The 11,948-nt window shown below is 57.3% G+C and carries 9 protein-coding genes; 1 reads left to right on the top strand and 8 read right to left on the bottom strand.

Annotated features, from left to right (window positions below; all coding sequences use genetic code 11):
• Positions 1–429, bottom strand: coding sequence for a type II secretion system major pseudopilin GspG (gene gspG / locus LG202_RS12300; RefSeq protein ID WP_230348662.1), 429 nt, complete (start codon positions 427–429; stop codon positions 1–3).
• A 228-nt stretch (positions 430–657) separates the two neighbouring features.
• Between gspG and LG202_RS12295 the strand changes: the two genes are divergently transcribed.
• Entirely contained in the window at positions 658–2,436 is a 1,779-nt protein-coding gene (locus tag LG202_RS12295) for an EAL domain-containing protein (protein ID WP_230348661.1), read from the top strand.
• A 16-nt stretch (positions 2,437–2,452) separates the two neighbouring features.
• Here LG202_RS12295 and LG202_RS12290 read toward each other — a convergent pair whose 3' ends face one another.
• From LG202_RS12290 to LG202_RS12260, 7 genes are all read right to left on the bottom strand, one after another.
• On the bottom strand, positions 2,453–2,827 hold the full coding sequence (locus tag LG202_RS12290) for a PEP-CTERM sorting domain-containing protein (RefSeq protein ID WP_230348660.1): 375 nt from the start codon (positions 2,825–2,827) through the stop codon (positions 2,453–2,455).
• A 103-nt stretch (positions 2,828–2,930) separates the two neighbouring features.
• Positions 2,931–3,569, bottom strand: coding sequence for a response regulator transcription factor (locus LG202_RS12285; RefSeq protein WP_230348659.1), 639 nt, complete (start codon positions 3,567–3,569; stop codon positions 2,931–2,933).
• Entirely contained in the window at positions 3,566–4,630 is a 1,065-nt protein-coding gene (locus LG202_RS12280) for a sensor histidine kinase (protein ID WP_230348658.1), read from the bottom strand. The genes LG202_RS12285 and LG202_RS12280 overlap by 4 nt, the downstream gene beginning before the upstream one ends.
• A 64-nt stretch (positions 4,631–4,694) precedes the next feature.
• Positions 4,695–6,233: an efflux transporter outer membrane subunit gene (locus LG202_RS12275; protein WP_230348657.1), complete on the bottom strand. Its 1,539-nt coding sequence runs from the start codon at positions 6,231–6,233 to the stop codon at positions 4,695–4,697.
• On the bottom strand, positions 6,226–9,345 hold the full coding sequence (locus tag LG202_RS12270) for a CusA/CzcA family heavy metal efflux RND transporter (RefSeq protein ID WP_230348656.1): 3,120 nt from the start codon (positions 9,343–9,345) through the stop codon (positions 6,226–6,228). The genes LG202_RS12275 and LG202_RS12270 overlap by 8 nt, the downstream gene beginning before the upstream one ends.
• On the bottom strand, positions 9,338–10,456 hold the full coding sequence (locus LG202_RS12265) for an efflux RND transporter periplasmic adaptor subunit (protein WP_230348655.1): 1,119 nt from the start codon (positions 10,454–10,456) through the stop codon (positions 9,338–9,340). Before LG202_RS12265 ends, LG202_RS12270 begins: the two co-directional genes overlap by 8 nt.
• A gap of 426 nt (positions 10,457–10,882) precedes the next feature.
• Positions 10,883–11,722, bottom strand: coding sequence for a TorF family putative porin (locus LG202_RS12260; RefSeq protein WP_230348654.1), 840 nt, complete (start codon positions 11,720–11,722; stop codon positions 10,883–10,885).
• Between the last annotated feature and the right edge of the window lie 226 nt (positions 11,723–11,948).

Here is an 11,948-nt window from a genome sequence, read left to right as displayed (position 1 = left end):
TCACCAGTTCACGATATCGACGTTGTCATCGCTACCGCCAGGCTGGCCATCCTTGCCTAGTGAATAGAGATCAACGTCGCCATGCTCGCCTGGCGACTTGAATTGATATGGCCGCCCCCAGGGATCATTCGGTACGCTTTTCTGCAAGTAAGGCCCTGCCCACTTGCTTTCGCCCGCAGGGGCACTATTCAAGGCAGGCAAACCCTGCTCTGTTGTGGGATAGTGCCCGACATCAAGCCGGTATTGATCGAGCGCCTTTTCCAGCGAAGCAATCTGGGCACGCGCTGTCTTCACTTCAGACTTGCCAAGTTGGGCAAAATACTTGGGCGCAACATACCCAACCAGCAAGCCCAGGATAACGAGAACCACCAGCAACTCCAGCAGGGTAAAGCCTGCCTGAACGCGGTGTATGGAATAAGGATTATTCATAGCGGCATGCCAGGCTGTCCCTGGCTTTCATACATAAGATTTGCCGCCCAGCATAGCCATGCTTTATGACGTTTTCATTAAACTCAACCCAGCCAACAAGCCTTGCTATCCCGGCCTTGCAACAAGGCTAGATGTCATCATTTTGCAACGTAGGCATGCATAATCAGCGCGACATGTAGCGCTCAACGAAGCGCTTTATTTCACTCTAGAAGGCCTCGGACCTGCCTCATGAATACTTCTACTCACTTCCGCTTCATCCACAGCGACGACAATCCAACGGTCAAACGCTTATTGCGCACAGTTGCCCCCGTGCTCGACGATATGCCTTGCCTGCCAGTGCTGAATATTTTTCAGGAAAACCAGCATATTTTTGCCCTACCCGTCGTCAACGCACAGCACAAACCAGTGGGCATCGTCGAACGCCATGCCTTCATGGAAACCTTTATCAAGCCTTATACCCATGAGATTTATGGCAAGAAGCCTGTTGCCGAGTTCATGAATCAGCAACCATTGATAGTGCCTAGCCACACCTCTATCGACGACATTTCACGCATCATTATTGATGCTGGCATGCAACACATGGTGAGCGGCTTTATCGTCACGGAGCATGAGCGCTATGTCGGGATTGCCAATGGGCATGATCTGCTGGACGAAATCACGCAGCGTAAGCAAGCCAACCTGTTCTATCTTGCGCATTTTGACCAACTGACCAAACTACCCAACCGCGTGTTGTTCATGGACAGACTATCCATGGCCCTGGCAGAAGCTTGTCGCACCAATTCACAAATCGGCCTGCTATTTATTGACCTCGACAAGTTCAAGCACTTTAACGACTCCATGGGACACGCCTTTGGCGACCAGTTGCTGATCGCGCTCGCGGGGATTCTCACTCGTTGCTCGCGTGAAATGGACACAGTGGCCCGCCTTTCAGGAGATGAATTCACCATCATCGTTGAGAATATTGGCAGCCAGAAAGACCTGGATACCTTGTGCTGGCGCATACTCGACACATTAAAATTGCCCCAGCAGATCATGGGGCGCGAGGTATTTATCTCGGCCAGCATCGGCACAGCCATTTACCCGCGTGATGATGAAGATGCCAACAACCTGTTGGTGAAAGCCGATGCCGCGATGTATGAAGCCAAGCGTGGTGGCCGCAACACTTACCGACATTACGCTGCCGGCATGCAGCTCTACTCGCTGGATCGCATGTCACTGGAAACCGACTTGCGCCTCGCCATTGAGCGCAACGAGTTTGAACTGTATTACCAGCCACAGATCGCGCTCGACAGCGGCAAGGTCGTCGGCAAGGAAGCCCTGATCCGCTGGCACCACCCACAACGCGGCCTGCTCACGCCTATTCATTTCATTGAAATTGCCGAAGAAACCGGCTTGATCGTCGCAATTGGCCAATGGGTGATCAGAGAAGCCTGTCGCCAACATCAACATTGGCTACAAGCCGGGTTCCAGCCCATGCGAATCTCGGTCAATATTTCTGCCATGCAGTTCTACCAGAGTGATTTCTGTGACATGGTAGAAACCATCATCCACGATACCAGCATCAACCCTGGCTATCTCGAATTTGAGCTAACCGAGAGCATGTTCATGCAGGATGCCGATACCGTGGTAAAAACCTTGCGCAGACTGCATGGGCTGGGCATCAAGCTTGCAATTGATGATTTCGGCACCGGCTATTCCAACCTCAGCTACCTGCGCAAATTCCCGATTGACCGTCTCAAGGTGGACCAGTCTTTCATCAAGGGTATAGAACACGAGCCGATCAACGTAGAAATCGTCAAGACCATTGCCGCCTTGGCTCGCAGCATGTCGCTGGAACTGGTAGCAGAAGGTGTAGAAACCGATGTGGAACTGCACTGGGCAGAAAGCAGCGGCTGCACGTTCGTGCAGGGCTATCACTTTTCACAACCGCTACCGGCAGAAAAATTCACGCGCTGGGTGACGGAGTACAAATACCAGGCCGACCAGCATGCACTGGTTGATATGTAAGGCCTGTGGCGAGGAACTACTTCTTGGAAATGCTACGCGACTGTTTGCGATGCCAGCGCGCAAACACGCCGACCAAGCCCAGCAAGAGCATCCAGAAGGTAGATGGCTCAGGCACGGCACTCACCTGTAAACCAATAGAAAACTTGCCATCATCAAGGTCAGGGCTAGATAAACGACTGCCCAAGTCCAGTCCAGATGTCACGTCATGCCTTGCAACGGCGAGTAAATCTGGCGTATCGGCAAGCAGACTTTCCTCGTGAGCTGTGCTGATCATCCAGCCATGGCGATCAATATGATCATCAAAAACGATCTCGATCGCCTGCGCGGTGTTGGCAACCAAGGCAAGCGTAATGAGTAATGCACATTTGCGGGCCTGCTGGGCGATAGACATATTGAGCCTCACATATTGGGATTGATTATCATTATATTATTTAATGATAACAATTCTCAATACATATTTAATGTTCAAGCAACCATGCCAGATCAGCCGCTATTCAAGAGACGTCAGGATTAGCAGGAATGACTTGCTGCACAATACGTACCAAGTCTGCGAGGGTACGTACATTGAGTTTTTTCATGGCGTTTGCCCGGCGCACTTTCACGGTAATTTCGCTCAGGTGGAGTCGGTCTGCCACTTGCTTGTTCAGCAGGCCTTCTACCACCAATAAGGTTACCTCGCGCTCACCCGTGGTCAGTGATTGCCAGCGCGATTGCAACTCTGCCGTGATCGCCGCTTGCTGTCGGCGCTTACGATCCAGGGTAATACCATGGTGGATTGCATCCAGCAGATCCTGATCGCGGAATGGCTTGGTGAGAAACTCAATCGCGCCATTTTTCATGGCCTCCACGCCCATGGCGATGTCGCCATGCCCGGTAATAAATACGACCGGTATTCTGATGCCGGATTGCAGCATCTGTCGATGAAAATCCATGCCGCTCTGGCCTGGCATGCGCACGTCCAGCACCAGGCAGGCCGGGTGCTCACCCCTGGCATACTCGAGAAATTCCCGTGTTGCGGCAAAAGCCTGCACTGTCAGGCCCACCGACTCAAGCAAATCACGCAAGGAATCACGCACGGACTGATCGTCATCAATCACATATACAACGGGCGACAATGTAGCGACGGTCATCATCCGGCAGGCTCCTGTATTGGCTTGGCGATAGGCAGATTGAAAAGGAATAACGCGCCCTGGCTCGCATTCGACTCCGCCCATATCTGGCCATGATTAGCCTCGATGATGGTGCGGCTGATACTGAGGCCAATGCCGATACCGTCTTTCTTGGTTGTCCAGAAAGCATCGAACAAATGTTCATATAAACCAGCGGCAATGCCAATACCAGTATCGGCAATCGCGAATAGAATGCGCCCATCGCGCAATCCAGTCGTCAGGGTAATACTGCGCCTGCGCTTGGATACCAGGGTCAGTGCGTCTATGGCATTCAGCACCAGGTTACCCACCACCTGTTGTATCTGCACACGGTCGGCCAGCGCCAGAGGCAATTGGTCGTCTAGCTCAAGATTAAGTGCAATCTGGTGGGTTTGCATTAACTCTTGCGAGAGCGTGAGTACTTCCTGCACAGCTTCGTTGAAGTCGAATGCCATCTTGTGCGGCAGTTCGCCCTTGGTCAGGCTGCGCACCCTGGCGATAATTTCGCTGGCACGCCCAGCATCACGCACGATGCGCTCTAGCGTCTGCCCGGCCTTGTCCAGGTTGGGCGGCTCTTGCGCCAACCAGCGCTGGCAAGCATGTCCGCTGGTCGTAATCGCCGCCAGCGGCTGGTTGAGCTCGTGTGCAATCGAGGTGGTCAGGCCTTCCAGGCTCTGGCCGCGGGCAATGCGCATTAATTGCTCCTGCATGGCCTGCGCCGCCATCCTCGCTGCTTCCATTTTCACCACCAGGTAAGCGGTGACCACAATGGCGGCATTGCTGATCGCCAGGTTGACGAGGCCGATGTGATACGTGCCGTGTGGCGTCATGGCAAAACTCACCCAGGTCAGCAGCAGGCAGGTCACAGAGAGGATGAGCAGGGCATGCCTGCCGAGGACGCGGGTGGCGGCGAGGATCACCACTGCATAGAACACCGCAATCGCCACTTCATAATGCGTCGTGGTATCGGCGACAAAAATCGCCGCCATGACGAGTGTCATTGCGACCAGAGCTATCGGATGGCGCGGGTTTGCTGATGATGACATGTGCATGGTCATGTAATGTGTTGCCAGATTCTACACCGCTATTTCCAGGGCCGCGCCATCAGGCTCAAGGTTGGCCGCCTGCCTGACTCGCACCCTCCCACCAGGCTCCGCCCAGCGCCTGAAACAAGGCAACTGTACCGCTATAACGCGCAGCCCGCGCCTGTACCAGACTCATGATTGCCTGCTGGTATTGCTGTTGTGCCAGCAAGACTTCAGGCTGGCTCGCTGCCCCACGTTCACGCTGGCGTTGCACGATCAGCAGGTTTTTTTGCGCTGCCTGATAAACCACATCTGCAAGGCGCAAGGCCTCGGCATTGTAATGAATCGCCTGCAGGGTATCGGCAGTATCCTGGAAAGCAGACAGCACCGTGCTGCGATATTGCGCAGCGGCCTGGGCATAGGTCGCCTCGGCAGCGCGCTGCTGGTGCAGCAATTGCCCACCAGCAAACACTGGCTGCAGGATATTGGCCCCCACTGTCCAGAACGATCCCGCCCCTTTGAGCAAATCGGCAAACTGCAAGGTCGCGCCGCCGATGTTGGCGCTCAGTGTCACGCTGGGCAAACGCGCTGCCGTTGCCACGCCCACCATGGCGCTGGCGGCCTGCAATTGCGCCTCTGCCGAGCGGATATCTGGCCGCTGTTCGAGCAATTGCGCCGGCAGGCTCACAGGCAAGGCAACCGGCAGGCGCAGCTTGTCCAGGTCGAATGCCTGCGCTGGCAGCTCGCTGGGATAATGCCCGGTCAGCACCGCCAGCAGGTTGTGCTGCTGATCGAGCTGCTGCTGCAAGGGCAAGACCGCTGCCTGCGCCTGGGCCAGCGCTGCCTCCTGCGCCGTCACCTCGGCAAGGCTGGCCTGGCCGGCGGCATATTGACGCTGCGACATGTCCAGCAACCGGGCCGAGAGTGCAACCAGCTCGCCTGCCGCAGCCATCTGCGCACGCAGCGAAGCTTCCTGAATGGCACTGTTGACGATATTGCTCACCAAGCTGGTGTAGGCGGCCTGGCGCGCATAGCGCTGGAAATCGACCTGGGCAGACAAGGCCTCGACCATGCGCCGGTTGGCCCCGAACACGTCCGGTACATAACCGATATTGAACTGGGCGGTATACAGCGAATACAGCATGATCTGCTCGGCATAGGCCGGCGTGGACAAGGAGCTGGCAATCTTCTGCCGCGTCGGGTTGAACTGTGCCCCGACCGAAGGCCAATATAAGCCGCGCTGGGCCGCCACATGTTCTCTCGCGGCACGCAAGGCAGCATCGGCTGCCTGCAGATCCGGGCTGGCTTTGATCGCCTCTGCCACCAGCTTACCCAGCTCCGGCGAGCCAAAGGCCTGCCACCATTGCGCCTGCACCGGCTCACCCGGCAACAGGGCTTGCGCCTGGCCCGCAGGCACCGCAGCAGCTACCGTGTGCTCAGGCAAGGCCGTCGCTGTATAAGTCTGCGGCGTCTGCGTTGCAGGCCGGTGATAATCCGGGCCGACGGCACAACCGCTGGCGAGCAAGGCGCACAGCGGCAAGGCTGACAGGCACAGGCTGGCCAGGCTGCGGCGCAGGGAATGGAGGGTAAATGGCTTCATCATTGTATGCATGGGGTTATTCATGGCTCTGCTCCTGTTGCCAGGCCGGCACGGGCTTATTCTGCGTCTTGCGCCGTTCTACCTGAGCCTCCACCATGTAATAGAGGCCGGGCAGCAGCATTAGCGTTAGCACCGTGGCGCTGAGCAGGCCACCGACCACCACGGTGGCCAGGGGCCGCTGCACGTCGCTGCCCAGGCCGGTGGCCAACATGGCAGGCGTCAGGCCGAGAGCGGCCACGGTGGCAGTCATCAGCACCGGGCGCATGCGGCTGCGCGCGCCCTCCAGCACGGCCTCAAGCAAGGACCTGCCTTCGTCCTGGCGCAGGCGGTTGATCTGCGAGAGCATCAGCACGCCGTTGAGCACGGCCACGCCAAACAGGGCAATAAAGCCGACCGCACTGGAAACGTTCAGCGTCATGCCGCGCACATGCAGCGCCGCCAGCCCGCCCAGCATGGCCAATGGCACGGCGGCCAGCACCAGCATGGGCTGGCGCAGGTTGCGGAATTCGCCGAACAGCAGCAGGAACATCAGCATGAAGGCCATGGGCAGGATCAGCGCCAGGCGTGCCTCGGCACGTTCCAGGTTTTCAAACTGCCCGCCCCATTCGATCTGCAACTGGTGCGGATCAACCTTGATCTCGTTGGCGACCTTGGCCTGCGCCTCGGTGAGAAAGCTCGCTAGGTCGCGGTTGCGCACATTGAGCCGCACGATGATGTTGCGCTTGGCCATCTCACGCACGATCACGCTTTCGCCCGAGACGGTGCTGATATGCGCCACCTCGGACAGGGGAATCTGCGCGCCGCTGGCCGAGGTCAGGGTGAGGTTGGCTATGGTGTCGAGATTGTTGCGCGCCGCGCGCGGGAAGCGCACCGTCATGTCATAGCTCTTTTCCCCGACATACAACTGGCCAATAGGCGAACCGCCAATGCCAGTAGCAATCAAGTCGGCGACATCGGCAGCATTGATGCCGTAACGCGCCGCGGCAGCGCGATCCAGCTCCACCCGCAGGTTGGGCAGCGGCGGCTCGACGTCGACAGTGACATCCGCCGATCCCGGCACCTGCCTGAGCAGGTCGGCAATGCGCTTAGCCACGGTACGCACTGCCGCGAGGTCTTCGCCGAAGACCTTGACCGTCAGGTCTCCGTGCGCCCCGGAAAGCTTGTCCTGCACGCCGTCTATCATGGGCTGCATAAAGCCCACGGTATAGCCTGGCATCTGCGCATACTTGCCGGCCAGCCTGGCGATCAGGGCCTGCTTGTCCACGCCTGCCGGCCATTCGCGATAGGGCTTGAGCCCGACGCTGGCCTCGATATGCGAGGGCGTCCAGTAATCCGTGCCCTCATCGTTGCGGCCGGTCTGCGTCACCATATAAGCCACTTCCGGCTCTTGCAGCGTCACGCGCCGCAGCTCGTCCGCCATGGCTGACGCCTTATCCAGCGTGATGCCGGGCGGCATCTGCACCTGCAGCCAGAGCGAACCCTCATCGAGATAAGGCAGGAAATCCCGCCCTATGGTCATGAACAGGATGACGATGGCTAGCAATGCCGCCGCACTCAAGGCCAGCAGCCAGCGGCCGCGTGCCAGCGCAAATGGCAGGAAATGGCCGTATTGCCGCGTGAGGAATTCCAGCACCGGGTTGTGATACACCTTGGCCGGCCGGCGGAAGGCGAGCCAGGCCAGCGCCGGGATCAGTGTCAGCGCGACGACCAGCGCGCCAATCAAGGCTGCGCCTACCGCAAAGGCCATGGGCGAGAACAATTTGTACTCGATGCGCTGCAAGGCAAATAAGGGCAGATAGGCACAGATGATCACCGCCATGCCGAAAAAGATGGGCCGCGCCACCTGCAAGGTCGCGGCGATGGCATCTTCTACCTGCAAGGGGCGGTGTTCGTCGGCCTCGCGCCTGCGCAGCACATTTTCCACCAGCACCACCGCGCCATCGACCAGGATGCCGAAATCAATCGCCCCCAGGGACAGCAGGTTGGCCGGTATTTTCAGGTGATGCATGAAGATGAACACCATGAGCAGGGACAAGGGGATGGTGAGCGCCACGATCAAGGCGGCACGCACACTGCCGAGAAACAGCAGCAACACCACCGCCACCAGCACCATGCCCTCGGTCAGCGTACCGCTGACGGTATGCAGAGTGGCCTCGATCAAGGAGGTGCGATCAAGATAGGGCACCACCTTCACATCCTTGGGCAGCAGGTTGTCATTCAAATCCTGCACGGCAGCATGCAGGCCTTCCAGCGCGTCGGAAGGGTTGGAGTCCTTGAGCAGCAAGGCGATGCCCTGGATGGTATCCGAGTGGCTATCCTTGCCGAGGATGCCGCGCCGCTCGACGTTGCCGTAACTCAGCGTCCCCAGGTTTTTCACCAACACAGGCACGCCATCCTTGACCTTGACCACGACGTTGCCCATATCGTCCAGCGAGCGCAACAGCCCGACGCCGCGCACCACATAGCTCTGCTCACCGCGATCAAGCACGCTGCCGCCGCCATTGGCGTTGTTGGCATTGATCGCATCCTTCACCTCCTGCAGGGACAAGCCATATTGCCGCAGGCGGCTGGGGTCCAGTTCCAGCATGAATTGCGTGGTGAGACCGCCGAAATTGGCCACATCGACAATGCCACGCACTTTCTTCAGGCGCGGGATCACCGTCCAGAATTGCAGTTCCGACAGCTCACGCAGGCTGCGCGTCGGCGACTCCAGGGTGTAGCGGTAAATCTCGCCGGTCGGCGAGGTATACGGGTCCAGCCCCGGCACTGCACCATAAGGCAATGCCACCTCGTTCAGGCGTTCCTGCAGGCGCTGGCGCGCAAAATAACCTTCCGTACCATCCTCGAATACCACGGTGATCAAGGACAAGGCAAACAGGCTGCGCGAGCGCAGCACATGCATGCCCGGCGTACCGAGCAAGGCACGTTCCAGCGGAATGGTGATCTGCTGCTCGACCTCCTCCGCGCCCAGCCCGGGAATTTGCGTCACGATCTGCGAAGTGACATCGGCAATATCGGGATACGCCTCAACGGGCAATTGCTTCCAGCTCCACCAGCCATAGAGCGCCACCATGAGAAACACCAGCCAGACGATGCCGCGACGCTGGAAGCAATGATGAACAATGGCGTTAATCATTGAGCATCACCCCATTGTGCGTCACCACGCGCTCACCGGCCTGCAAGCCCGCCAGGATTTCCACCTGATCGCCCACGGTCGAATTCACTGTTGCACCAATCGTGACAATGCGCGACTCGAACTGGAAGGGCGCATGCTCGACGAATACCCGCGTATAAAGCCCGCTTTGCAGCAGGGTGGTGGCCGGCACCAGCACAGCCTGGTGCGATTGCCCGGCAAACGTCGCGCGGGCGAACATGCCCGGCTTGAATTGCCCCTGGCGATTATCCACCAGCACGCGCACCTTGACCGTCCTGGTTTCAGGGTCCAGCAAGTCGCCTATATATTTCACCTGCCCGGAGAACACCTGCTCGCCATAGGCATTCAGCTTGATATGCGCGGCCTGGCCGACGAACATATGGGCAATATCCTTCTCTGCGATACTCGCCGACACCCAGACACTGGAGAGGTCGGCAACCGTCATCACCGGTGCCGTCACATCATTCCAGTAGCCACCCTGCGCCCCATTCAGCTCCACCACGCGCCCGGCAATCGGCGAACGCAAGCCATATTCGCGATGCGATTCCGCCTGCACCGCCACGCCAAGCTGTGCCAGCCGCTCACTGCTCGCCCGCGCATCATTCTCTGCCGCCGCCAACGCCAGTTGCGCCGCCTCGAACTCCTTGCGCGCAGGAATATTGTCCTGCATCAAGCCCTCCTGGCGCGCAAACTCACGCCTGGCCTGCTGCAACACTGCCTGCGCCTTGGCATTGTCACTATAAGCAGCCGCCAGCTCGGCAGAATCCAGTGTCACCAGCAGATCGCCGGCACGCACCACATCTCCCAGCCCATGTTGCAGCTTGACGATGCGCCCCACCAGCGGTGGCGTAATCTTCACCACCCGCTCCGGCATCGCCTCTATCACACCGGGCGCATCAATAGGCACGGAAAACGCCTGTGCCTGCACCGCCTCCACCACCAGGCTGCGACGCAAGGGCGAATCCGCCGCCACACTCACCAGGCCACCCTCACGGCTCAGCTTAGGCTCGGCTGCTTGCGGTGCAGCCGCCTTGCTTCCACACCCTGCCAGTGCCAGCACGGCACATAGCCACCACACACCACAGCGCTTCATCGACAACCCCTATCAAATGCCATTGAACATTCGCCATCCAGTGCAATGCGATGGCAGGCCTGCATTGTGCGAAAGCGCTTGCAAGCCTGCCAGTATCAATAGGTAGGGGAATAATGACCGAGAGCTTATGCGGGATATACCAAGGTATAGCCGGGGAAATATCGTGGGTATAGCACTAGTGAAAAGAATAGCAGTTCGCTGCCTGGGGAATACTAGCGGTTATGGGTGAATAGCCTGCAGAAGAGTGAATATCCACGGGGTACGCCCCGTTAAACCAGGTGTTTAAACAAGCAGTGGTAAGTAAAACTGTCGCCCAGCCAGCGCACTTCTTCCCCGGCCTGGGCGATGAATGCAAGTCCATCTATACGCCCAGGCCGCAGAAAAAGGAAAGCCTCAGTTTTCGATCATATCGAATGCTCAGTAAAATCAGAATGTGCGCTTGATATACGCAAAGAATTTGCTGTCACCTGTCTTGTAGCCAGTGCTGGTGACATACCAATCATCATTGGCATCAGTTGCGATATAGCTTAGCCCGGCATTCCAGCCATCGCTATTGGCAATGGAGAAATCCTTGCTCACGCCCACCTGTATATCGGTGTAGTCCGCCACCGCATAGTTCTTCACGGATTGATGACCGACATGCAACAACAGGCTTAAACCGTAGAAAGGCAATGCCGGGTTATAGTTAAGTTCAATGTAGTTGGTACCTTTGGAATCGCCGGTACCCGTCGTGTGGTGACCAATGGCAGTATTGCCATAAGACTTGGTGTTAACACCAAACCAGTCCGTGAGGGAGTAGGAATACTTGATCGCGAAGTCCTTGTAGTTCATGGCGACATTAACTTCCGTGACGTTAGGAGACTGATTGGCGATCTTCTCATTGTCAGGATAGTAAAACTGCAAGAATCCTGGGGTGATGGTCAGGTCATCCGTGATTGGGAAACTGAAACCACCATAAAGATCGACTTCCAGCGTATTGCCATAAAGTGCATCCCTATGCACATTGGTACCGCCTATGCCGAGAAACAGGCCACTGTCATGGGAGTAATCAACGAATGCCTGGATAGCCCCGCGCCCGCGTGCATAGGAGATCCCGCGAAAAATATAATCACTGTAAAAACCGAAATTGGTACTGATATGGTGCGGCGATGCTGGCTCTGCTGCGACATCGGCCTTGTCTTCGGTTGCGGCGTCAGCAGCCCATGCCGGGCTATGAACGATGGCGGCAAAACTACAGGCCAGAAAAACAGGACGTAAAGAAAACATGGCGACTCCCCTTGGTAGCGATGAATAAAGCTGGAGCCACGACAATAATGAATCACCACACCCCTTGAAATTCTCTTAAAGGAGTATGCAAAAGGGAGTACCCACTTCGGGGTAATCCTTTTGTTTTAATAACAAATTTTCTTAAAAATATAAAAGAGTGGGCATTAGGCCTAATGATCCCAGGCCATTAGGCATATGGAGGAAAAGAAGCTGAGAGAATGCACTG

The sequence above is a fragment of the Methylobacillus methanolivorans genome, from assembly GCF_054588515.1.
The sequence above is the reverse complement of the archived record's forward strand: the minus strand, read 5'-3'. Positions and strand labels throughout refer to the sequence as shown.